General features: G+C 70.0%; 22 protein-coding genes. 7 read left to right on the top strand and 15 right to left on the bottom strand.

Features of this window, described 5'->3' with window-relative positions:
- Positions 1–161: 161 nt before the first annotated feature.
- From AW270_RS27470 to biuH, 5 genes are read right to left on the bottom strand one after another with little or no spacing between them, the layout of a single operon-like run.
- Entirely contained in the window at positions 162–998 is an 837-nt protein-coding gene (locus tag AW270_RS27470; protein WP_061298979.1) for a transglutaminase family protein, read from the bottom strand.
- Entirely contained in the window at positions 977–1,954 is a 978-nt protein-coding gene (locus AW270_RS27475; protein ID WP_061298980.1) for an alpha-E domain-containing protein, read from the bottom strand. The genes AW270_RS27470 and AW270_RS27475 overlap by 22 nt, the downstream gene beginning before the upstream one ends.
- Positions 1,951–3,480 carry a circularly permuted type 2 ATP-grasp protein gene (locus AW270_RS27480; RefSeq protein WP_157522723.1) on the bottom strand — a complete coding sequence of 510 codons (1,530 nt, stop codon included), beginning with the start codon at positions 3,478–3,480 and terminating at the stop codon, positions 1,951–1,953. Before AW270_RS27480 ends, AW270_RS27475 begins: the two co-directional genes overlap by 4 nt.
- Before the next feature lie 45 nt (positions 3,481–3,525).
- Complete coding sequence (gene atzF / locus AW270_RS27485) at positions 3,526–5,187, bottom strand: allophanate hydrolase (RefSeq protein WP_061299009.1); 1,662 nt, start codon at positions 5,185–5,187, stop codon at positions 3,526–3,528.
- A 14-nt stretch (positions 5,188–5,201) separates the two neighbouring features.
- Positions 5,202–5,879, bottom strand: coding sequence for a biuret amidohydrolase (gene biuH / locus AW270_RS27490; RefSeq protein ID WP_061298981.1), 678 nt, complete (start codon positions 5,877–5,879; stop codon positions 5,202–5,204).
- Positions 5,880–5,971: 92 nt separating this feature from the next.
- Between biuH and AW270_RS27495 the strand changes: the two genes are divergently transcribed.
- Positions 5,972–8,176, top strand: a complete 2,205-nt coding sequence (locus AW270_RS27495; protein ID WP_061298982.1) for an NACHT domain-containing protein — start codon at positions 5,972–5,974, stop codon at positions 8,174–8,176.
- Here AW270_RS27495 and AW270_RS27500 read toward each other — a convergent pair.
- Entirely contained in the window at positions 8,100–9,068 is a 969-nt protein-coding gene (locus AW270_RS27500) for a nucleoside hydrolase (protein WP_061298983.1), read from the bottom strand. The two genes, AW270_RS27495 and AW270_RS27500, sit on opposite strands and share 77 nt — an antisense overlap.
- 3 nt (positions 9,069–9,071) lie before the next feature.
- On the bottom strand, positions 9,072–10,412 hold the full coding sequence (gene cysS, locus AW270_RS27505) for a cysteine--tRNA ligase (RefSeq protein ID WP_061298984.1): 1,341 nt from the start codon (positions 10,410–10,412) through the stop codon (positions 9,072–9,074).
- 141 nt (positions 10,413–10,553) lie between these two features.
- Here cysS and AW270_RS39105 point away from each other — a divergent pair, with 141 nt between their 5' ends.
- Complete coding sequence (locus AW270_RS39105; RefSeq protein WP_157522727.1) at positions 10,554–10,691, top strand: hypothetical protein; 138 nt, start codon at positions 10,554–10,556, stop codon at positions 10,689–10,691.
- A gap of 48 nt (positions 10,692–10,739) precedes the next feature.
- On the opposite strand, the gene AW270_RS27510 is transcribed toward AW270_RS39105, so the two are convergent.
- Positions 10,740–11,030 (bottom strand): hypothetical protein, encoded by a 291-nt coding sequence (locus AW270_RS27510; RefSeq protein ID WP_245674877.1) that lies wholly within the window; start codon positions 11,028–11,030, stop codon positions 10,740–10,742.
- Positions 11,031–11,376: 346 nt separating this feature from the next.
- Between AW270_RS27510 and AW270_RS27515 the strand changes: the two genes are divergently transcribed.
- The 4 genes from AW270_RS27515 (at position 11,377) to AW270_RS27530 (ending at position 15,785) form a co-directional block, all read left to right on the top strand.
- Positions 11,377–12,738 carry an NsdA family TPR-like regulatory protein gene (locus tag AW270_RS27515; protein ID WP_245674878.1) on the top strand — a complete coding sequence of 454 codons (1,362 nt, stop codon included), beginning with the start codon at positions 11,377–11,379 and terminating at the stop codon, positions 12,736–12,738.
- A gap of 11 nt (positions 12,739–12,749) precedes the next feature.
- On the top strand, positions 12,750–13,691 hold the full coding sequence (locus AW270_RS27520; RefSeq protein WP_245674879.1) for an aminoglycoside phosphotransferase family protein: 942 nt from the start codon (positions 12,750–12,752) through the stop codon (positions 13,689–13,691).
- 161 nt (positions 13,692–13,852) lie between these two features.
- Complete coding sequence (locus AW270_RS27525; protein WP_061298987.1) at positions 13,853–14,056, top strand: cold-shock protein; 204 nt, start codon at positions 13,853–13,855, stop codon at positions 14,054–14,056.
- 91 nt (positions 14,057–14,147) lie between these two features.
- Positions 14,148–15,785 (top strand): alpha-amylase family protein, encoded by a 1,638-nt coding sequence (locus AW270_RS27530; RefSeq protein WP_061298988.1) that lies wholly within the window; start codon positions 14,148–14,150, stop codon positions 15,783–15,785.
- A 41-nt stretch (positions 15,786–15,826) separates the two neighbouring features.
- On the opposite strand, the gene AW270_RS27535 is transcribed toward AW270_RS27530, so the two are convergent.
- The 7 genes from AW270_RS27535 to AW270_RS27565 form a co-directional block, all read right to left on the bottom strand.
- Positions 15,827–16,225 carry a hypothetical protein gene (locus AW270_RS27535; RefSeq protein ID WP_061298989.1) on the bottom strand — a complete coding sequence of 133 codons (399 nt, stop codon included), beginning with the start codon at positions 16,223–16,225 and terminating at the stop codon, positions 15,827–15,829.
- A gap of 10 nt (positions 16,226–16,235) precedes the next feature.
- Positions 16,236–16,955 (bottom strand): DUF2071 domain-containing protein, encoded by a 720-nt coding sequence (locus AW270_RS27540; RefSeq protein ID WP_061298990.1) that lies wholly within the window; start codon positions 16,953–16,955, stop codon positions 16,236–16,238.
- A 9-nt stretch (positions 16,956–16,964) separates the two neighbouring features.
- The gene (locus AW270_RS27545; RefSeq protein ID WP_061298991.1) at positions 16,965–18,311 is read right to left on the bottom strand and encodes a dihydrolipoyl dehydrogenase family protein; all 1,347 of its coding nucleotides are present in this window, start codon (positions 18,309–18,311) and stop codon (positions 16,965–16,967) included.
- A gap of 24 nt (positions 18,312–18,335) precedes the next feature.
- Positions 18,336–19,313, bottom strand: a complete 978-nt coding sequence (locus AW270_RS27550; RefSeq protein ID WP_061298992.1) for a malate dehydrogenase — start codon at positions 19,311–19,313, stop codon at positions 18,336–18,338.
- Between the two features lie 95 nt (positions 19,314–19,408).
- Positions 19,409–19,990 (bottom strand): GNAT family N-acetyltransferase, encoded by a 582-nt coding sequence (locus AW270_RS27555; protein WP_061298993.1) that lies wholly within the window; start codon positions 19,988–19,990, stop codon positions 19,409–19,411.
- Positions 19,987–20,580, bottom strand: coding sequence for a TetR/AcrR family transcriptional regulator (locus AW270_RS27560; protein ID WP_061298994.1), 594 nt, complete (start codon positions 20,578–20,580; stop codon positions 19,987–19,989). Before AW270_RS27560 ends, AW270_RS27555 begins: the two co-directional genes overlap by 4 nt.
- Before the next feature lie 28 nt (positions 20,581–20,608).
- Entirely contained in the window at positions 20,609–21,208 is a 600-nt protein-coding gene (locus AW270_RS27565) for a class I SAM-dependent methyltransferase (protein ID WP_061298995.1), read from the bottom strand.
- A 206-nt stretch (positions 21,209–21,414) separates the two neighbouring features.
- On the opposite strand from AW270_RS27565, the gene AW270_RS38070 reads away from it, so the two are divergent.
- A partial coding sequence (locus AW270_RS38070; protein ID WP_174549898.1) for a cellulose binding domain-containing protein occupies positions 21,415–22,167 on the top strand: 753 nt, incomplete at its 3' end.

The raw sequence follows: 22,167 nt of genomic DNA on the forward strand, positions 1-22,167 counted from the left end.
TCGGGGGCCGGGTCAAAAAGGGAGGACCCGCCCTGAGGGAGTGCGTAGGTCGATGGGCAGCGGCTGCCGGGGCGGACGGGGGCGCTGGATGATCTGGACCCTTTTCACAAGAGGCTCTCCTCTCCCGTATTGGTCTCAGCTTTCCCAGTAATACGTAATGATCACGCCAACCGGGTCACTTCAACCTTTACTTCTTGTCTTCCCGCAGGTGGTCCTTGGTAAATACCTTTCAAAGGGGGTACGTCAGCGTAGTCTCTCCCGCGCGCCACCACTACATGTGTTTCGCCTACTTTTGAGCGATTTGTCGGGTCGAGCGCGTTCCACTCGCCCGACCAGTACTCCACCCACGCGTGCGACTGCCCCGCGACGGCCTCCCCGACGGCCGCGTCGGCGACCGGATGGATGTAGCCGGAGACGTATCGGGCCGGGAGCCCGGCCGCCCGCATCAGCGCGACGGTCAGGTGGGCCATGTCCTGGCAGACGCCTTTCCCCTGGTCCCAGGCCTCCTGGGCGCTGGTGAGGACGCCGGTGGCGCCGGGCACGTACTCGACCCGCTCGTGCACCGCCCAGGCGATGGCCTCGGCGGTCTCGTGGGGGTCCCTGCCGTGGGTCTGGGAGACCCCTACTTCTCCGCAGGTGACCGTGGTCCGCTCGGTGGGCCGCAGCAGCTCGGCGACCGGACCGCCGACGGCCCGGAGCACGTCCCACGGCAGCGGCCTGGCCAGCGGCCGGACCGGTGAGGTGTCGACCCGGGACACCGCCTCGATCGACAGCGTCCGGTGGTTGCCGGTCACGTCGAAGACGCTGACGTCGGTGCCCCAGTAGTCGCGGTAGGTCCAGACCGGCGTGCCGGGCCGGACGATCAGCTGGGTGTCCAGCGTCGCCTGGCGGTGGTCGTCGACCGGGGTCATCCTGACCTCGTTGTACGACGAGGCCGCGTCGCCCTCGTACTCCACGAACGTCGAGTGGCGGATCTTCACACGCCAGCCGGTTTCCACGTGACACCTCCCAGCGCCTGCACGCCCAGCTCCCAGCGCACCGTCGAGACGTGCTGGAAGAACCGTTCCGTCAGCCCCTCCGACGCGATCACGCACGCCGCCTGGAGGGTGATCAGCAGTTCGGGGAGCTGCTCCTCCAGCCCCGCCGTGTCGGCGTACTCCAGGGCCATCCTGACCCGCCCGATGGCCGCCCGCGCGGGGTCGCTCATGCCCGCCCTGCCCTGGTTGGGGCTGAGTTCCGCCAGGCACTGCTCGGCGGTGGTGAGGGCGTGCATGACCGAGCGGGGGAACAGCCGGTCGAGCAGCAGGAACTCCAGCACCCGGCGGGAGTCGCCCCGGTGGGTCCGGGTGAACGACTCGTCCGCGCCGCACGCCTCCAGCAGCACCTTCCAGCCGGTCGACTCCGACGGCGGCGCATATCCGCTCGGCAGCATCTCGCCGTGCACCGCGAGCAGGCGGGCGGTCATGTCGACCCGCTCCAGGCTGCGGCCGAGCACGATGAACAGCCAGCCGTCGTCGCGGCTCATGGTCGCGTCGGTCAGGCCGGAGAAGAGGGCGGCGCGCTCGCGGACGTACCGGAGATAGCCGTGCGGGCCGAGCCGCTCCGCGCCGATCTGGCGGATGGGCAGCTCGTTCCAGGTGACGTTGAGGCACTCCCAGACCTCGCTGGAGATGATCTCCCGGACCCCGCGCGCGTTCTCCCGGGCGGCCCGGACGCAGCCCGCGATCGAGCTCGGGGTGGCCGAGTCGTAGGCGAGGCGCTGGATCATCGTCTCGGTCGTCGGGTTGTCGCCGCCCTCGTGGCCGAGGATGGCCAGCACCGTCGACCAGTCCTCGTCCTCGCCCAGCGTGCGGTGCAGGGAGACGTCGAGCAGGCGGGCGATGTCGTCGGAGCGTTCGACGTACCGGCCGATCCAGTACAGGGTCTCCGCGATGCGGCTCAGCAGCTCTCTCACTGGTCGGCCTCCCCGTCCCAGGCGGCGTTGCGGCTCGGTTGCCAATGCGCCGGGGGCTGGTGCCCGCCGGTCGCGACGTGCGGGATGCGCGGGCCCGGCTCCGACAGCACCCAGGTGTCCTTGGAGCCCCCGCCCTGGCTGGAGTTCACGACGAGCTCGCCCTCCGGGAGCGCGACCCGGGTCAGCCCGCCCGGGAGCAGCCAGACGTCGTCGCCGTCGTTGACGGCGAACGGCCGCAGGTCGATGTGCCGGGGCCTCGGCAGGTCGCCGATCATGGCCGGTGAGGTGGACAGCGCGACGGGCCGCTGGGCGATCCACCCCCGGGGGTCCTTCTGCACGTTCTCCTTCAGCGCACCCAGCGTCTCGTCGGTGGCCCGGGGGCCGATGACGATGCCCTTGCCGCCGGCTCCGTCGACGGGCTTGAGCACCAGGTGGTCGAGGTTGCCGAGGACCCAGCCGAGCGTGTCGGCGTCCTCCAGGCGGTAGGTCTCGACGTTGGAGATCAGCGGGGTCTCGCCGAGGTAGTACTTCATCAGGTCCGGCACGTAGGTGTAGAGCAGCTTGTCGTCCGCGACCCCGTTGCCGACCGCGTTGGCGATGGCGACCGTGCCCGCCCTGGCGGCGTTCAGCAGGCCGGGACAGCCGAGGGTCGAGTCGGGGCGGAAGTGCAGGGGGTCGAGGTAGTCGTCGTCGACCCGCCGGTAGATCACGTGGACCGGGCGCTTGCCGTGGGTGGTCCTCATGTAGACGCGGTTGTTCTCGCAGACCAGGTCACGGCCCTCGACGAGCTCCACGCCCATCAGCCGGGCGAGCAGGGCGTGCTCGAAGTAGGCGGCGTTGTAGACGCCGGGGGTGAGCACGACGACCGTCGGGTCGTTGATCGCCGCCGGGGCGGCCTGCCGCAGCGCGGCCAGCAGCCGGGCCGGATATTCGTCGACCGCGCGCACCCGCTGCTCGGTGAACAGCGCGGGGAGCGTGCGCATCATCGCCAGGCGGTTCTCCAGCACGTAGCTGACCCCGCTCGGGGTGCGGACGTTGTCCTCCAGCACCCGGAACGCGCCCAGTTCGTCGCGGATGATGTCGATGCCCGCGATGTGGACGCGGACCCCGTTCGCCGGTCTGATCCCGTCGGCCATCCGGTGGAAGTGGGGCGAGCTGTGCAGGAGCGACCACGGCACGATGCCGTCGTGGAAGATCTGGCGGCCGCCGTACACGTCGGCGAGGAAGGCCTCCAGGGTCCTGACCCGCTGGCGGACCGCGCGGGCGATCAGGTCCCACTCCGCCGCGTCGATCACCCGGGGAATCAGGTCGAGCGGGAAGGGACGCTCCTCGCCCGCGTAGTCGAACGTCACGCCCCTGTCGGTGAAGACCCGGGTCAGCTGGTCGGCCCGGAAGCGGAGCTCGTCGGCCCCGAGGGGTTGCAGGGCCGCGAACAGCCCTTGATACGGCGCCCGGGGGATCCCCGGGCGCTCGAACATCTCGTCCCATGCGTCGGCCAGGGCATATGAGTCGAATATGTCCGCCATGTCCGGAGCGTAGGAAACCGATGTTTCGCGTGATGCCGCCGGATGTTACGGCCGGGCGTTCACGTAGTGCGGCCAGGAGCCGTAACCCGTGATGTCGGTGGCGTCCGCGACGGCGTGGGACTCGCACAGGAACCCGGTGACGAGCGCGCCGTCGTCGAGCTCGACCGACCCCAGCCCGAGCGGCGGCGGGATCATCGTGAGCAGCCGGCCCAGCCCCTCGGCGTCGAGGTGGAAGAGCTCGACCTCGACGGACGCGCCGCCGGACGTCCTGACCATGCCGGGCCGGTCGCCGAGGTCGTAGAGACGGTAGGCCGCGGCCGTGCGGGCGATCCCCGCCGAGGTCGCGCCGAGGGCCCGCAGCTCCGGATGCAGCGGATGCCCGGTCCGGTGGGCCCCCACCACGGCCAGCAGGGTGCCGTCCTTCCTGATCCGGTAGGGGGTGGCCCCCGCTCTGCCCGTGTGGAAACGTTCGGCGGCGTCCGCGAGCGGACCGTCGGCGCCTGCGGGGGCGAGCAGGGTGACGCCGTGCGGTCTGCCCGCGGACGTGGTGCCGGCCGGGACGGCGATCCCGGCCAGATCGAGAAGGTTGGCGAAGGTCGTGTAGGTGCCGAGGACGGAGTTCCTGGCGATGGGGTCCTCGGCCATCTCGTCGAGCGTGAACGTGCGGGGGACCGTCGGGACCGCGATGGCGTCGACCTCCGCCCACGTCCGCCGGGTTTCGGCTTTCAGCTCCTGGAGCCGGTGGAGGCCCCGGAAGGTGTCCGGGCCGGTCACGCCGCCGCCCGTGCTGAGGACCCGCGCGGTGACCGGGTGGAGGGACCCGGGGTGTTCTTCGACGAACGGGCCGAGGACGCTCCAGCGTTCGGCCACCCACGGGCCCTCGTAGAGCAGCCGCCCGGCCGCCAGGAACGGCTCGACGTCGATGTCGACGAGTTCGTAGCCGAGGTCTTCGAGCCTGGTGAGGACCTCGGTCCAGTGGTCGTCGCCCCGGATGACGCCGATTTTCCTGATGGGGGTCGTCCGGCGGGGGAGCTGCCGTGACCAGGGGTCGGCCGGCTCGTACCCCTGGATGATCTCCAGGACTTCTCTGGCGTCCCGGACGTTCAGCGAGAAGACGCTCGGGCAGTCGAGCGACGCGCACGCCGGAACCACTCCCAGCGTGCTGACCAGCCCCTTCGACGGCTTGAGCCCGACCGTGCCGGTCATGACGGCGGGCACTCTGCCCGACCCGGCGGTGTCGGTCCCGATCGAGAAGCTGACGAGCCCCGCACTCACCGCCACCGCCGACCCCGACGACGATCCGCCGGAGATCAGCCCCTTGACCAGCGGCGACTCCACCGAACCGTAGGGACTGCGCGACCCGGACAGCCCCGTGGCGAACTGGTCGAGGTTGTTCTTGCCGATGAGGATCGCGCCCGCGGCGGTCAGCCGGTCGACGAGCGGGGCCGACCGGTCCGGCAGGTAGGCGTAGTCAGGGCAGGCCACCGTGGTCGGCATGCCCGCCACGTCGATGTTGTCCTTGACGGCGAAGGGGATGCCGTAGAGGGGGAGGCCGGGATCGTCCGGCAGCCCGGCGAGGGTCTCCTCCTCGGGCCGGACGCTGATCCAGACGGCGTCGTCGCCCCTGGCCTTGATCCGCCGGTAGACCTCGGCGACGACCTCACGGGGGTGCAGTCCGTTCGCGTACGCCGCTCGCAACGCCGACATCTGCAGATCCACTACTAGCCCTCCAGTGCCTTGAGGAACGCTTCCGAGGGGGCGACGGCGCCGAACACGCCGCCCTGCATGGTGACCATCTTGAGCGCGGCCTCGTGGTTGCCCCGGTCGGTGGCCCCCGTGCAGTCCGACAGCAGCAGGCATTCGTAACCACGGTCGTTGGCGTCACGCATGGTCGTGTGGACGCAGACGTCGGTCGTGATCCCGGTCAGCACAAGGTGCGTGATGCCGCGATTGCGGAGCAGCAGGTCGAGGTCGGTCGCGTAGAACGACCCCTTGCCCGGCTTGTCGATGATCAGCTCGCCGTCGATCGGCGCGACCTCCGGGACGATCTCCCACCCCGGCTCGCCCCGCACGAGGATCCGCCCCTGCGGACCCGGATCCCCGATCCCCGCCCCGATGGCCTTCGAACGCCAGAGCTTGTTCGCCGGGCAGTCGGAGAGGTCGGGCCGGTGACCCTCGCGTGTGTGGATCACGGTGAACCCCGTCTCACGGGCCCTGGCGAGCACCCGCGCCGTGGGTCCGAGCCCGTCACGGGGGAGCTCGTAGCCCATCCGGTCGACGTAGCCGCCGGGCCCGCAGAAGTCGACCTGCCAGTCGATGCAGATGAGGGCCGTCCGGCGCGGGTCGATCCGGCCGTCGTAGGGCCAGGTGTACGGAGTGGCGTCGCATGCCGGGTACATGGGGGCACCTCCCGTCGATTGTCGACAAAATATCCAACGCCTGCTTCTGTGCATACCGTCACGTGTTAAATCCAGGTAGCGATAGTGATGGTGTGTCGAAGCTCTGGCGGATCATCCTGCTGACCCTGGCGGCAGCCGATGGCCTCGTCCTCCTGCCGGTTCTGATCAACATCGCGACCGGCGGGGCCGCCCCGGCGTGGCTGGAGCCCTACCGCGGCTGGGTCTGGTCACTGGTCGCGGTGCTGGCGGTGATCGCGATCGTCTTCGCCGTCCTGCAGGCGGCGGAGAAGAAGCCGGACAGCAAGATCGCGGGCTACGTCCATCCCGACTACCGGGGCCGCGCGATCGCGAACGTCCACCGCCACGTCACCCAGCGCCTGGACCAGTCGCTGGTCCGGGTGGCCCGCGCGCGCCTCGACCTGGACTCGGCGCCGGACGCGGTCGCCCCCCCGCCTCGTTCGTGGCACGTCACCCGGGGCGACGACCCGTGGCAGCCTCCGGCGGGGGCGACCCCGCTCGACGTCTACAACCGGCTCGACGGCTCGATGCTCATCCTCGGCGCGCCGGGCGCGGGGAAGACCACGATGATCCTCGAACTGGCGGAGGCCCTGCTGAGCCGGGCGAACCTGCCTCGGGCGCCGTTGCCGGTGGTCGTCGAACTCGCCGACTGGGCCGTCGGAGAACGGACCTTCTTCGGCACGAGCGCGCCGCTCGAACTGCGCACCTGGCTGCTGCGCCGCATCGACTCGCTCTACGGGATCGGGGACGGGGTGACCGATTCCTGGCTCGCGGACGGCCGGGTCGCCCTGCTGCTCGACGGTTTCGACGAGGTGCCCGCCGAGCACCGCGCCCGCTGCGTGGCTGAGATCAACGCCCTCTACGAGCGCTACCCCCAGGTTCCTCTCGTCGTCGGCAGCCGGGTCGACGAGTACGAGGACCTTCCCGCCGCCCACAGGTTCCGGCTACGTGGCGCCGTGGTCATCCGGCCACTCACCGGTGCGGAGGTGATCCGCTATCTGGCCGAGGGCGGCCCACGACTGCGGCTCGCTCATCAGTCGGTGACGCACGACCCCGCCCTGCTCGACCTGATCACCGCCCCGCTCTGGCTGTACGTCCTCATCGTCGGGATGACGGCGAACACCTCCGGGTCGGCCGCCCCCGGCCGTGGCGCGTTGCTCGCCGCCTACATCGATCAGGTCTTCCTGATCTCACGCAGGCGAAGTCGTCGCTATCGCCGGGATCAGGTCCTCACCTGGATCGCCCACGCGGCCCGGCTGGTCAAGGTCACGAACTTACGGGTCCTCCCCGGCGGTCTGCGGGGTATCGGCGGCGTCCGGTGGGGCCGGCTGGTGACGCCGTCCTGGTCCACTCTCATCAATCGCGAGGCGATGCCTCTCGCGGCGTGCGTCTGGATGACGGCGGCCGGGTGGATTCTCGCCCGGGACTGGGGGGTGGGCTGGAGCGTCGCCGGTCTCCTGACCTTCGCCGGTGTTCTCGCCCTGGGCCAGGACTTCGGGGAGAGCCCGCCGGATGTCGGCGAGCATCCGGGGCTGACGCCGTCGAAGGCTCGCGCCCGCGTCGGTGGGCTTCTTCTCGGCCTGCTCGGCGCGGCGGCCCTGTACGGGCTGGGTGAGCTGGTCACCACGAGCAGGTCGAGCGAGCTGATCGCGTCCCTGGCGCTGATCCTGCTCTATCTGTGGTCGGCCGCCGAGGTGTTCCGGGACTCAGCCGTAGACGCGTCTCTCCTGTTCGGGGGGAGCGGGTTGGTGGGAGCGGGCGCCACGGTGGTGGCCTTCCTGACTCCGGAGACCTCTGCCCTGTCCTATTTCCTGGGGGTGGGCGTGGGTTTCGGAGCAAGCGTCCTGGGTTCCACCATGGACTACCCGATCGCGAGTGAGGAGGCCTACAAGAACAAGGCGGGTTACACCCCTCGAGTGGTCGTGCTGGCACTGGCCGGAGCGGCCGTCGGGTTCGGCGCCGCCCTCTCGGCAGGCGCTCCGGGAGGCGCCGGTGGATGGCTGGACCTCGTGCTGCTGGCCGTGGGAGCCGTGACCTCGTTCCTGTCACTCGCGATCTACGTGTGGGACGCCCCAGGACTGATCGGATGGTGGTTCGCGACCGTCGAGGGGCTGGTGCCCCTGCGGTGGGGCGCCTTCATGAGCCACGCCGCGGATCTGGGCCTGCTTCAGCGTGAGGGGAAGGGTTACCGCTTCCAGCACCTCATCCTCTCGGACTACCTGGCAGGCCTCCCGGCCAGGGAAGGCGGGCCGCCGCCTGGGCGAAGCTCTCCAGGGTGAGGTCCCAGAAGCGCTCCACGTCGATCGACCTGGCCACGTTGGCGTTGGGCAGGCGGCCGCGCAGGTTGAAGTCGATCACCGTCATCCCCGAGGTGAACCGGCCCGCCGTCTCCACGTCGACCACCGCCGGGGTGAACTCGAACAGGCCCGGGTCGGCCACGCAGGCGACCGCCAGGGCGTCGTGGACGGCCGGGCCGTCGTGGGCCGTGGTCATGCCGTAGAACTCCAGGCTCGGGATCAGCAGTTCGCTCCCGAGACGTCCCAGTCCCCGCATCCGCTCCAGGACCTGCCCCGTGGCCAGGGCGGTCAGGCTGACGTCGAGGCCGATCTGGATGACCGTCCAGCCCGCCCCGAAGACGATCGCCGCGGCCTCGGGGTCGGCGGCGATGTTGAACTCCGCCGCGGGGGTGCGGTTGCCGCGCGTGTAGCTGCCGCCCATGATCACGAACTCGCGGGCCCACTCGACGATCCGCGGCTCCCGGCGGACCGCCAGGGCGATGTTGGTCAGCGGGCCGACCGCCGCGAGGGAGATCTCGCCGGGCGAGGCGGCGAGGGTGTCGATGATGAAGTCGACGGCGTGCCCGTCGTGGGCCTTCAGCCGGGGCTCCGGGAGGACGGCCCCGCCCAGGCCGCCGAAGCCGTGGACCTCCGAGGCGTCGATCCTGCTGACGACCAGTGCCCCGGCCGAGCCGGCGGCCACCGGGACCTGCGGGAAGCCGAGGAACTCGCGGAGCCTCAGCGCGTTCGACGTGGTCAGGTCGAGGGAAACGTTCCCGCCGACCGTGGTGAGCCCGACGAGATCCAGCGCGTCGCACCCGTGGGCGAGGGTGATCGCCAGCGCGTCGTCGATTCCGGGGTCGCAGTCAATGAGGATCTTCTTTGGTGCGGGCACGCCTCAGAGGGTAACCCGCTGGCGAATCTTCAGCGCCGTGTCGATCTGCCGGTGCATGATCCGCGCGCGTTCGAACTCGCCACGCTCCGCGCTCGCCTCGGCGAGATTTCGGACCACGTGCAGCACCGCCCCCGCGACTTCGCGCAGATGCGTTTCCCTGGCCCAGTGGTCGGACATCGGATCGAGGCCCAGCACGTCGAGCATCGCCCGGACGTCGGAGCATTTCCTGGCCGCCTTGAGAACGTCGCCGGAATCCAGGGCCGCGTTCCCTTCATTGACGGCCGCGTGAATCAGCGAAATCGCCTGGGGCAGGTTCAGGTCGTGGTCCATCGCCTCCCTGAACTGCGGCGGAAGCGCGCCCGGCGCCGCGACGGCCACCCGGTGAACGAACCGTTCGATCCGCCGGTAGGCCACCGCGCTCTCCTCCACCGCCCCCACCGAGAATTCCATCGGCGAGCGATAGTGGGCGGCGGCCAGATAATAACGGAGTTCGACCGGTCGAATACGGCGCAGCAGGGTGTGGACGGCCAGCGGGTTCTTCGCCACCTTGCGAATCTTCTCGCCCCGGTGGGTGACCGGGCCGTTGTGGATCCAGAAACGCGCGAAACCGTCTCCGGCCGCCCGCGACTGGGCGATCTCGTTTTCGTGGTGCGGGAAAATGAGATTCGCGCCGCCGCCGTGGATGTCGAATTCGGCGCCCAGATATTTACGGGCCATCGCGGAGCATTCCAGATGCCATCCCGGCCGCCCGTCGCCCCAGCGAGCGTGCCAGACGGGTTCGCCCGGACGGCCCCTTTTCCAGAGCGCGAAATCACGCGGGTCGCGTTTTCCGTGGCCGGGTTCCTCGCCGCCGCGCATCTGGCTCGGGCGCTGGCCGGAGAGTTCCCCGTAGGCCGGGAAGGAGGAGATGGAGAAATACACGTCGCCGTCGGAGACGTAGGCGTTCCCGGAGGCCAGGAGTTGCTCGATGAGCTCCAGCATCTCGGGGATGTGGCCGGTCGCCCGGGGCTCCACGCTGGGCGGAAGGCACCCGAGGGCCTCGTAGGTGCTCTCGAAGGAGCGGTAGACCGGGTCGGTGATCCGCCACCAGTGCACGCCCTCGGAAAGGGACCGGCTGATGATTTTGTCTTCGATGTCGGTGACGTTCCGGCAGAAGAGAACGCGATATCCGGAATATGCCAGCCAGCGGTGGAGAATGTCGAAGTTCACTTGCGAGCGTATCTGCCCGACATGTGGCGGGACGACGACGGTGGGACCGCAGAGATAAATCGATGCGATTCCCGGAATTCGGGGGGAGAAATCGCGGACCGACCGGCTGAAAGTATCGTATAGGCGAAGTCCCACCTAGCCGAGGGTAAGCCAGTAATCCGCGTCCTGTCGATAGAAACGGGCAGACGTGCGGTGCACATCATGAATGCCACATTGTGAGACAGGTCAAACGGGTTGACAGGGTAATGAACCACGCGTCACGGCTATGGAACGGCTATGGACAAATCGGTCTGCTGGAGGTACGGCCCGCACCCCGGTGGGTGGGCGGGGGCGGTCAGCGACTGTCTGGTCCGGTTCGGCGTGGTGGGCCGCCGCCCCTTCCTTGACGGGAAGGGGAACGCGGGCGCCGCCTGACTGACTGGCCGCCGGGTGCGAGCCGTACCGGCTGAGGGGTGTCCGAAACTATCGGCGGATCACGTGCAGAACCGAGGCGATGCGCTCGGCGGCGGTCACGACGTCGGAGGCGTGCCCGATGCGGCCGGCCCAGGAGAGCCAGTACCACCACTCTCCGTCGTTGGCGTCGGACGCCAGCACGTCCTCCGCCATGGCCGGGGCCATCGGGTTCACGACCCGCAGCCGGGGGTAGAGGCCGGCCGGCGCCGACAGGCGTACCTGGAACGAGTGCGCCTCGAGTTGGGCGGCGAGCCGTTCCAGGTGGTCCATCGCCTCGCTGCGATCTGCCTTCATCGCCATGGTGGTCTCCAGGGGACGTTGCGACCTTTCACCGGAAAGGGTGAACCTGGGATGACTGCCCGGCAATCGGGCGTATCGCTCGAATACGTGCAATAACCAGGGAACTCGCTGGTATTCAGTGGAACACCCACGGATCCCGGGTCGCGAACCCATAACGGTGCTGGCAGTTGAGTGCGTGTCGGTTAACCTCGGGGAAATATCCGTAATAGCCGATCACGGCGGGTCCGGGGCAAACTGGGATCAGCGGTATGTCAGCAGCGGAAGGGCAGGCGGGATGGCCCGAGGAGAGCACTCTCCGGCATGTGCTCGTCGCTGGCGCGAGCAGGCCGAGGCACGGCAGTGGTCGATGTGGCAGACGGTCCAGGCGATCCACGGCTGCTGCGGCGTCAGCATGCTCAAGGCGCACCGGCTCGGCCGGGGATGGTCGGCACGTCAGGCGATCGAGGAACTCGAATACCTCTGTGAGCAGCAGTCGCTCGGCCTGCCGAGGGCCAGCATCGACCTGCTCAACGCATGGGAGAACAACCGGGCGCGCCCACGCCCCCAGACGATCGACCTGCTGGCCCGGCTCTACAAGGCCAACGCGGTCCGGCTCGGCCTCGCCGCCGACTACTGCGAGGACCCCGGCGTGAGCCAGAAGGTCGTGGTCGTGGCCAACGGCTCGTCCGAGGACGCCGTCCACGTCGAGGACCTGGCCGACGACGACACCGACCGGCGGGCCCTGTTCCACCAGGCGATGCTCATGGGCACCCCCAACGGGCGGTTCTTCGCCGAGGTCGAGGGCACCCGGCACGACCTGGACCGGTCCCTGGCCACCGCGACCGTGACCGAGGACCAGCTCGACCGGCTCGACGAGCAGGTGCTGCGCTACCGGCGCGAGTACATGACCACCCCGCCCACGCCCATGCTCTGCCGGGTGATGCTGGAGCTGGCCGACGTACGGAAACTGACCGGCGCTCGCCAGCCCGCCGGCGTGCAGCGCCGCCTGCTGACGGCCACCACGATGCTGGCCCTGCTGTCGGCCGACGCCCTGATGAAGCTCGGCGACACCCGCCAGGCCCACGCCTGGTACGGCACCGCCCGCACCTCCGCCGACGACGTCGGCGACCTGCGCTTACGCGCCCTGGTCCGGGCCAACCAGACGATGCTGCCCTATTACTACGGCGACCTCACCGAGACCGTGCGCCTGGCCCGCGAGGCCCGCATGCTCGCCGGTTCGGCCCCCAGCTCCCCTGCGGCCCTCGCGGCGGCGGCCGAGGCGCGGGCGCTGGCCCGGATGGGCGACCGCAAGGCGGCCCGCATCGCGCTGGCCGAGGCGGAGCAGATCTTCGCCCGCATGCGCGGCATGAGCCAGGACGACCTGGCCTTCGTCTTCACCGAGAAGCGCATGAGCTTCTACCGCACCGGCACCCTGATCGAGCTCGGCGACGACTCCCAGCTCCAGAACCTCGAACTCGGCTCGGGGTTCCAGACGATCGACCCGGCGCTGATCCTGCTCGACCAGGCCACCCACCTGGCCCGCCACGGCGACTACGAGGAGGCCTGCCGCCTGGCCGCCCAGGCGCTCAGCCAGGTCCCGGCCGAACACCGGACGTCCATCGTCATCACCCGGGCCAAGGCGCTGCTGAACGAGGCCGATCCGCGGCTCCCCGCCGTCCGCAACCTGAACCAGGTCCTGTCGGAGTCGTCCCTCCGGCTGGCCATATGAGCGCCTCACACGTGACGATCACGCACCTCGCCCGCGCCACGCCCGCCCGCCCGCTCGCGGACGAGGCGTTCACCGTCCTGCGCGCGGTCTGCGACCGCATCGGCGTCGACGCCGGCGGAGCCCGCCTGATGCGGCTGCGCAGCAACGCCGTGTTCAAGCTCCGGGGCGACATGGTGGTCCGCATCGCCACCGCCCCCGACGCCCTGACCCGCCTGCCGGCCGTGCTGGCGGTGGCCCGCTGGCTGGCCGACCGGGGCTTCCCGACGGTCCGCCCGGTCGACGAGATCCCGCACCAGCCGATCGTGCACGGCGGCCGGGCGGTCACCTTCTGGCGGTACGTCCGCTCCAACGGCTCCCCGACCACCACCGAGCTCGGCCACGTGCTGCGTGATCTTCACCGCGAGCCGGTGCCCACCTCGATCCCGCTGCGCCGCCTCACCGACCCGCTGGCCGAGGTCCGCCACGCGGTCGAACACCGGGCCGAGGTGCTCACCGCCTACCAGCGGCGCTGGCTCGGCGACCGGATCGAGGAGCTGACCGACCAGTGGCACCAGCTCGACTCCGGGCCGCCCGTCCTGCTCCACGGCGACGCCTGGATCGACAACCTGCTCCGCTGCCGCGACGGCAATGCGATTCTTTGCGATTGGGACGGCGTGGCCGTGGGTCCCCGTGAATGGGATCTGGTCCACACCTACCACGGACAGCGCCGGTTCGGCCTCTCGGCCGGCGACGTCGACGCCTTCGCCCACGCCTACGGCTCTGACCTGCGATATTGGCCCGGATACACGACCCTGATGGAGATCAGGGACATGTACGCCGTCGGCATCCACATCCGCAACGCACTCGGCGATCCGTTCTCCCGGCAAGAACTTCCACGCCGTCTCGACTCTCTGACCAGAGGCGATGGCCACGCGAGGTGGTACATGGCTGCTCCTGCCCTCGGGGTGCGATAGGCTTGACGTGTTGCAGTGGTGTTTTGTAAAGAACGCCTCCGGCTTAACGGCCGGTAGCGGGCGTACTGCTTTTCCGACGTAGGCGGATGCAGGGCTGGTCCGCTAGGCAGCCCGTCCCGTTGACCTGACGGGACGGTGAGGCTCCTAATAAGGAGAAGCAGTTGTCTGAAGGCACCGTCAAGTGGTTCAACGCCGAAAAGGGCTTTGGTTTCATCGCCCCCGACGACGGCACCCCTGACGTGTTCGTCCACTACTCGGCTATCAACGCCGGTGGCTACCGCAGCCTGGACGAGAACCAGCGCGTCAGCTTCCAGACCGTGCAGGGCCAGAAGGGTCCGCAGGCCGAGAACGTGACGCCGATCTAGTTCTACCCGCAACAACCACAACACAGAAGCCGACCGATGCCTCGCGCAGCGGTCGGCTTTCTTCGTCTCCGGATGGGTAGGGGCGCAGCCCATGCGGCTGACCCAGACCTCCGAACTGTGGTGGAAGAACGCCATCGTCTACTGCCTCGACATCGAGACCTTCGCCGACGGCAACGGCGACGGGATCGGCGACTTCCGGGGCGCCATCCAGCACATCGACCATCTCGACCGGATCGGGGTGACCTGCATCTGGCTGATGCCGTTCTTCCCGACCCCCGACAAGGACGACGGTTACGACATCGTCGACTTCTACAGCGTCGACCCCCGCCTGGGCACCCTGGGCGATTTCGTGGAGTTCATGCGGGTGGCCCGGGACCGGGGCATCCGGGTGATCGCCGACCTGGTCGTGAACCACACCTCCGACCAGCACCCCTGGTTCAAGGACGCCCGGTCGTCCAGGGACTCCAAGCACCGCGACTGGTACATCTGGTCGGACGAGCCGGAGCCCGACGACCCCAAGGGCGTCGTCTTCCCCGACCAGGAGGACAGCCTCTGGGAGTACGACGAGAAGACCGAGCAGTACTACTTCCACCGCTTCTACAAGTTCCAGCCCGACCTCAACACCTCCAATCCCGAGGTCCGGGACGAGATCGCCCGCATCCTGGGATTCTGGATGGAACTGGGCCTGTCGGGCTTCCGCGTCGACGCGGTGCCGTTCCTGGTCGAACGGGTCCTGGAGAACGACGACAACTTCCCCGACCCCCACCTGTTCTTCGCCGACCTGCGCGCCTTCATGAACCGGCGGGACGGCAGCGCGATGCTGCTGGGGGAGGTCAATCTGCCGTACGAGGACCTGATGGCCTATTTCGGCGACACCCCGCTCGGCAACGAGATCACCATGTGCTTCGACTTCATCGGCATGCAGCGGATGTACCTGTCGCTGGCCCGGGAGGACGCGACCCCCCTCGCCGAGGCCCTGCGGGAGCGGCCCGCGCCGCCGAAGGACAGCCAGTGGGCCTCGTTCGTCCGCAACCACGACGAACTGACCCTCGACAAGCTCACCGAATCGGAACGCGAGGAGGTCTTCGCCGCCTTCGCGCCCGAGGAGGACATGCGCATCTACGACCGGGGCATCCGCCGCCGCCTCCCGCCCATGCTCGACGGCGACCAGCGCCGCATCCGCATGGTCTACAGCCTGCTGTTCGCCCTGCCCGGCACCCCGGTGCTGTTCTACGGCGAGGAGATCGGCATGGGGGAGAACCTCGCCATCGAGGGCCGCCAGTCGGTCCGCACCCCGATGCAGTGGACCTCCGGCCGGCACGCCGGCTTCAGCGACGTGGAACCGGCGATCCCGCTGGTGGAGGGCGACTTCGGCCCGTCGCAGATCAGCGTCAGCGCCCAGCGGCGCGACCCCGAGTCGCTGCTGTCGTGGATCGGCCGGCTGGTGGAGCAGTACCGGGAGGCCCCGGAGTTGGCCTGGGGCGGCTACGAGGTGCTCGACGGGGGAGACGACGCGGTCCTGGCGATCAGGAACGAGGGGATCGTCACCCTGCACAACTTCGCCGGCCGCCCGGCGAGCGTGACCCTGGAGATCGACGAGGAGGGCAAGGTCCTGGCCGACCTGTTCTCCGAGGACGTCGTGGAGATCAAGGACGGTCGGGCGGTCGTGGAGGTCGAGGACTACAGCTGCCGCTGGTTCCGCCTCTCCGACCCGGAGACCGCGCCCTAGTGGCGTAGAGGGGGCGCGCCATCCGCATGGCGCGCCCCCCTTCACGAGTGACGGGCGGCCATGATCTGGGTGCGGAGCGCGGCCAGGAAGTAGGTCCCGCCCGAGCCCTCGTCGAGGGGGAGCAGGTAGGCGCTGGCCTCGTTCACGCCGAACCACTGGGTGTGCACGTGAATGCCGCCCTCCCCGCGGCGGACGTCGGCGTTGGCCAGCCGCCCGCCCAGGCGCATCGAGGCCCCGTCGGGACGGACCATGACGATCACGATCAGCGCAGGGGTGAGCACCCCGGCCGAGAGATGCCCGGTCACGTTGTCGCGGCTCTGGCAGCACATGACGACCCGGTCGGTCAGATCGCCCAGCAGGTGCTGTTCGGCGTAGCCGTCGATGAGGACGCGCAGCCGGACATCGAGATCGTCGAACGCGCGGATGGTCGTCTCCGTCATGGCGACGATCCTAGGAAAACCTTGGGGGGACATGGACGTCAAAATGGATACTCGCCTGCCCTAGTACCGAATGAGGCGTCTGCCCCGGTTCGGTCAGCCCCAGCTCCTCGAACAGCCGGAACCGCGCCGGGCCGGCCGAGAGGAACACGGGCTCCATGACGGGATGCCACACGCTGTAGGTCCCGACCCCTCGCCGCCCCCGGAACCAGCCCCGCGTGGGGTGCGTGAGCAGCGGCAACCAGTCGTCCCCCAGGCCGTCGAGCGGGTACGGCGGCACGCCCGCCGCCCGGCACTCCGCGTCGCCGGCGTCGAGTTCCCAGCGGGGTCCGGGTCCCCAGTCGCCGGTGATCCTGATCCGGTCGCGCCGCCACGGCATCCCCCACAGGTGGCGCGGCACCGCGACGAGCGGGTGGTCGAGGGCGGTCCGGAAGAACCAGACCCCGGACTCGCCGTCGCGGGTGACGTAGGCGCGGTAGTTGATCTGGCCGCAGGCGAGGGCGACGGGCGGGCAGAACCGGAAGCGGAAGTCCCGGTCCCGGAACGCCACCGCCGACACCAGGCCCCCCTCCCCGCCGGACGACCAGCCGAACCGCATGGGGGCGAAGCCCGGCGGGAGCAGGGCGGCCAGCCGGTCGGCGGACACCCGGAAACTCACGATGACGAAGTCGTCGAGCTCGCTTTCGGCGTGGTGCCACCGCGGGGCGGGGCGAGGGGTACCGGCGAAGGCCACCGGGCGATCTTACGGGCGGTCCTGTCCGAGGAGGTTCTTCAGCGCGTCCTCGATGCCGCGGTGGAAGGTCGGGTACGCGTACATCATCGACCGCAGGGTCGTCACCGGCACCCGGGCGTGGACCGCCACCGCGAGCGCGCCCATCACCTCGCCGCCGGTCGGCCCGACGGCCGTAGCCCCGACCAGCACGCCGTCGGCGGCGACCAGTTTGATCAGGATGTCCCTGGTCCCGTGGATCCAGTCGCGGGCCCCGGCCGTGGTGACGCCGACGGTCACCGCCAGGCCCTCGTCGCGGGCCTGCCGCTCGGTCAGGCCGACCGCGCCGACCTCCGGGTCGGTGTAGGTCACCCGGGGGACCGCGCGGTAGTCGGCCCCCGCGACCTCCTCGCCGAGGATGTCGAGCGCCGCGATGCGGCCCTGGTAGTTGGCCACATGGGTGAAGCCGCCCCGGCCGGTCACGTCACCGGCCGCCCAGACCCCGTCGGCGGCGCGCATGTGCGGGTCGGTGGGGATGAACTTCTGGTCCTCGTCGATCCCGACGACGGACAGGCCCGTCAGGTCGGTCCGACGGCCCGCCACGACCAGCAGTCGCTCCGCCTCGACGACCTCGTCGCCGGCCTTCACCGCGAAACGGCCGCCCGCGTGATCCACCCGGGACGCCGACACCCCCGTCAGCACCCGGATGCCCTCGTCCCGGAAGACCTTCGCGATCAGTTCGCCGGCCTCGGGCTCCTCGCCGGGCAGCAGCCGGGGCGCGGCCTCCAGCACGGTGATCTCGGTGCCGAACCGGGCGAAGACCTGGGCCAGCTCCAGCCCGATCGCCCCACCCCCGAGCACGATCATCGAGGCGGGCGCCGACTTGGTCGCGATGGCCTCGTGATTGGTCCAGTAAGGCGTTCCGGGCAGTCCGTCGATGTCGGGAATGGCCGGGGTGGACCCCGTGGAGATCAGCAGTCCCCGCCGGGCGCGCAGCACCCGGTCGCCCACGGTCACCTCGCGCGGGCCGGTGACGGTGCCGCGGCCTCGGACGAGATGACCGCCCTTCTTCTCGAAGCGGTCGGCCGCGGCCTGGTCGTCCCAGTCGTGGGCCGCCTCCTCGCGCACCCGCCGGGCGACCGGGCCCCAGTCGGGGGAGACGGTCGCCGAGCCGGCCAGGCCGGAGACGCGCCGGGCCTCACCCAGCACGTGGGCGGCCCGGATCATCATCTTCGACGGCACACAGCCCCAATAGGGGCATTCGCCGCCGACCAGGCCCGCCTCGACCCCGGCCACACTCAGCCCGGCCTCGACCAGCCGACCGGCGGCGTCCTCACCGCCCGGACCCATGCCGAGCACGATCACGTCGAATTCGTCCATGCCCGGCTACCTGCCCAAAGGGCGTCAGATCAGGCCGAGCTCCCGGACCGCGTCGCGCTCCTCCTGAAGCTCCTTGACCGAGGCGTCGATCTTCGAGCGGGAGAAGTCGTCGATGTCCAGGCCCTGGACGATCTCCCACTCGCCGTTCCGCGAGACCACCGGGAACGAGGAGATGATGCCCTCGGGCACGCCGTAGGAGCCGTCGGAGACGATCGCGGCCGAGGTCCAGTCGCCCTCGGGGGTGCCGTTGACCCACGAGTGGACGTGGTCGATCGCGGCGTTGGCGGCCGACGCGGCGCTGGACGCGCCCCGGGCCTCGATGATCGCCGCGCCGCGCTTGGCGACCGTGGGGATGAAGGTGTCCTTCAGCCAGTCCTGGTCGACCAGCTCGGCGGCGATCTTGCCGCCGACCTCGGCGTGGTAGAGGTCGGGGTACTGCGTGGCGGAGTGGTTGCCCCAGATCGTCATCTTCTTGATGTCGGTGACCGGGACGCCCAGCTTCGAGGACAGCTGCGAGAGGGCGCGGTTGTGGTCGAGCCGGGTCATGGCGGTGAACCGGTCGGCCGGGACGTCCGGCGCGTGCTGCTGGGCGATCAGCGCGTTGGTGTTGGCGGGGTTGCCCACCACGAGGACGCGCACGTCGTCGGCCGCGTGGTCGTTGATCGCCTGGCCCTGCGGGCCGAAGATGCCGCCGTTGGCCGACAGCAGGTCGCCGCGCTCCATGCCCGCCGTGCGGGGGCGTGCGCCGACCAGCAGCGCGACGTTGGTCCCGTTGAACGCGTAGTTCGGGTCGTCGGTGATGTCGATGCCCTTGAGCAGCGGGAAGGCGCAGTCGTCGAGCTCCATCGCGGTGCCCTCGGCGGCCTTGAGCGCCGGAGTGATCTCCAGCAGGCTCAGCTGGACCGGAACGTCCGGGCCGAGCAGGTGCCCCGAGGCGATGCGGAAGAGCAGGGCGTAACCGATCTGGCCGGCCGCGCCGGTGACGGTCACTTTGACGGTCATGACGATTCCCCTTCGGGCGGTGTACGTGTCCTGCGGATGCTACTCGCCAGGGGCCGCCCACTGATGTTCAGGCCACGGGTTTGCGTGAAACGGGATCAGTTACGCACGAGTTTCATGGAGATGTAGGAGGAGAAGCCCGCCCGCTTCGCGAACCTGACCCTGCGCCGCCGGAACTCCTCGAAGCCGAGCTTGGTGTACAGGCCGAGTGCCGGGGCGTTGGTGTCCTTGATGTCCCGCAGGACATATTCCTCATACCTGTCGATCGTCAGCAGATGGCGCAGGAGCCCGGTGGCGACGCCGCGGCCCTGGAACCCGGGGGCGGTGGTGATGAAACCGATCTCGGCGAGGCCGGGCCGCGCGCCGTCGTAGGGGCCGAGAAACTGGCTGCGGACGATGAGATGGCACACCGTGCCGTGGACCGGACCGAGGTGCCGCCGCATCTGCCCCCATCGCGGGGCGAAGCACTCCTCAGCGCCCTCGGTGACCGAGGCGACGGCCGCCACCTCGCCGTCGACGGTCGCCACGTGGAAGCGGCCGGGCAGGATCATGTGCTCGAAGGCGTCCGCGAGGACCCGGGGGTCGTCGGAGAAGAAGGCGAAGTCGCCGGCGAATCCGCGCACGAGCACGTCGGTGATCGCGCGCCGGTCGGGTTCGCCGCCCGTCCTGACCTCGATCACGTGAGCACCCTCAGTACCACGTCCACGCTGGGCAGGGCCGTCTCGCCGCGCAGGGCGAGGCGCATCGTGGTCAGGCCCGAGAGCGTCGCGAAGTAGCAGACCGTCAGCTCGCCGGGGTCGCCGGGGGCGAACTCGCCCGCGTCCTGACCACGCCGGACGACCTCGGCGAAGGCGTGCCAGAGAGCGCGGTGTGGCCTGAGTAGGCGAGCCGTCGTCCCGCGCGGGGTGTCGGTGCCGAAGGCCTGGTCGACGACCACGAAGAACTCGGCGGCGCCGTCGTCGGCGGCCAGATCGGCCAGGAAACCGGCGGTGAACTCGCGGACCAGCCGGAGGGGCCGGCCTTCGCCGCCGAGCCGCGCCGCCGCCGCGTCGAGGCCGGCGGCGGCCTGGTCGAGGAACTCCTCGAAGAGATCGTGCTTGGTGGCGTAGTGGCGGTAGATCGAGCCGACGCTCAGCCCCGCCTCGGCCGCTATGTCGCGCATGTTCGACGTGGTGAAACCGTCCCGGGCGAAGACGCGGACCGCCGCCGTCCGCACCGCCTCCCGCGTCGCCGCGCGCAGCGCCTCGTTCTGCTCGGCCGTCCGTGACACTGTGGCCTCCGTTAGAATGAATTCCCGTTCATTCTAACGGTCTGGTGTACGTGACGGAGTAGCGCCAGAGCAGATGCCGGCGGAAGACGGCGCCGGGCAGGGCCTTCCTCGTCGTCTCGCGGGCCTGCGCCCAGGTGAGCTCGGGCGGCGCCATCGGCATGCCGGGCGGGTCCGGGGGGTAGCGGGGGCTGCCGTTCTTCGCCCAGTTGAGGGCGAAGGAGCAGGCCGCGGCCGTGAGGGAGAGCGGCAGGTCTCTCGGCAGGTCGTCGCGGGCGAGGCCGAGGACGGCCAGGGTTCCGCCGGGGCGCAGGAGATCGGCATGGGCTCTGAGTCCGGTCGCGAGGTCCATGTGGTGGATCACCGCCACGGACGTGACGAAGTCGTAGGGCCCGGCGGTCCAGTCGTCCAGATCCGCCTGTACGTAGGTCACCCCGCCCCCGTGCTCCGTCGCCTGGCGGATCATCTCGGCGGAGCGGTCGATTCCGGTCACATCGGCGCAGCGTGCGGCGAGTCTCCTCGCCAGGAGACCGGAGCCGCAGCCGATGTCGAGCGCGGAGGCGCAGTTCGGCGGCATGGCCTTCAGCAGTAGCCGGTGGTAGTGGCTGTTGTGACGCCAGACATCCGTCATGAGGTGCGAATCTAACTGAAACTTTCAGGTTACAAATGGGCTTTTCGGGCGCTGACCGCCCCACGTGTGCGCTGGTCGCCGCTGGTACTGGTGTTCCGCCGCAGTCTGGCGCGAGGCTGGTCTTCCTGTACGGCACTGGACCGCGCACCTAAGGTCCGTGGGAGCGCTCCCAGCGCGCAGTGAATCGTCGCAGGAGGACCCCCGCAATGAGATCCACCCCCCGATCCGGAGCCACGCGCTCCCGACTGCGCCGTGGCCTCGCCGCGTTCGCGGTGGCCGCGCTCGGATCCACCATGGCCGTCGTCACGGCCACATCCGCCCAGGCAGCGGTCACGTGTGACGTCACGTACGTCACCAACGACTGGACCACGAGCCCCGGCCAGGGCGGTTTCACCGCCAACCTGACCGTCCGCAACACGGGAGACGCGCTCTCCAGCTGGAACCTCGGCTTCACCTTCCCGAACTCGGGCCAGCGGGTGAGCCAGGGCTGGTCGGCCAACTGGACGCAGAGCGGCTCGAACGTGACCGCGGCGAGCATGCCGTGGAACGGCAGCCTGGCGAGCGGGGCGACCCTGTCGCTCGGCTTCAACGGCACGTGGAGCGGCAGCAACCCCAAGCCGACGTCCTTCACCGTGAACGGCGTGACCTGCGGCGGCACGCCGTCGCCGTCCCCGTCTCCCTCGCCGTCGCCTTCCCCCTCGCCCTCTCCCTCGCCTTCCCCGAGCCCGTCCCCGTCTCCGTCTCCCTCGCCTTCGCCCTCACCTTCGCCCTCGCCGTCCCCGTCGCCTTCGCCCAGCCCCTCGCCGTCTCCCTCGCCGTCCCCGCCCGGGCCGCGCGTGGACAACCCCTATGCGGGTGCCACTGGCTACGTGAACCCCGACTGGTCGGCCAGCGCGGCCTCCGAGCCCGGTGGTTCCGCGGTGGCCAACACCTCCACGGCCATCTGGCTGGACCGCATT

This window comes from Herbidospora cretacea (assembly GCF_001570605.1).
In the GTDB taxonomy this organism is placed as follows: Bacteria; Actinomycetota; Actinomycetes; order Streptosporangiales; family Streptosporangiaceae; genus Herbidospora; species Herbidospora cretacea.

Excerpts from the sequence above, each read along its gene's own strand:
- AW270_RS27480 (WP_157522723.1), bottom strand. The coding sequence starts at position 3,480 with ATGGCGGACATATTCGACTCATATGCCCTGGCCGACGCATGGGACGAG.
- atzF (WP_061299009.1), bottom strand. The coding sequence starts at position 5,187 with ATGTCGGCGTTGCGAGCGGCGTACGCGAACGGACTGCACCCCCGTGAG.
- AW270_RS39105 (WP_157522727.1), top strand. The coding sequence starts at position 10,554 with ATGGACAAATCGGTCTGCTGGAGGTACGGCCCGCACCCCGGTGGGTGG.
- AW270_RS27535 (WP_061298989.1), bottom strand. The coding sequence starts at position 16,225 with ATGACGGAGACGACCATCCGCGCGTTCGACGATCTCGATGTCCGGCTG.
- AW270_RS27530 (WP_061298988.1), top strand. The coding sequence starts at position 14,148 with ATGCGGCTGACCCAGACCTCCGAACTGTGGTGGAAGAACGCCATCGTC.
- AW270_RS27550 (WP_061298992.1), bottom strand. The coding sequence starts at position 19,313 with ATGACCGTCAAAGTGACCGTCACCGGCGCGGCCGGCCAGATCGGTTAC.
- AW270_RS27510 (WP_245674877.1), bottom strand. The coding sequence starts at position 11,030 with ATGGCGATGAAGGCAGATCGCAGCGAGGCGATGGACCACCTGGAACGG.
- AW270_RS27565 (WP_061298995.1), bottom strand. The coding sequence starts at position 21,208 with ATGACGGATGTCTGGCGTCACAACAGCCACTACCACCGGCTACTGCTG.
- biuH (WP_061298981.1), bottom strand. The coding sequence starts at position 5,879 with ATGTACCCGGCATGCGACGCCACTCCGTACACCTGGCCCTACGACGGC.
- AW270_RS27545 (WP_061298991.1), bottom strand. The coding sequence starts at position 18,311 with ATGGACGAATTCGACGTGATCGTGCTCGGCATGGGTCCGGGCGGTGAG.
- AW270_RS27515 (WP_245674878.1), top strand. The coding sequence starts at position 11,377 with ATGTGGCAGACGGTCCAGGCGATCCACGGCTGCTGCGGCGTCAGCATG.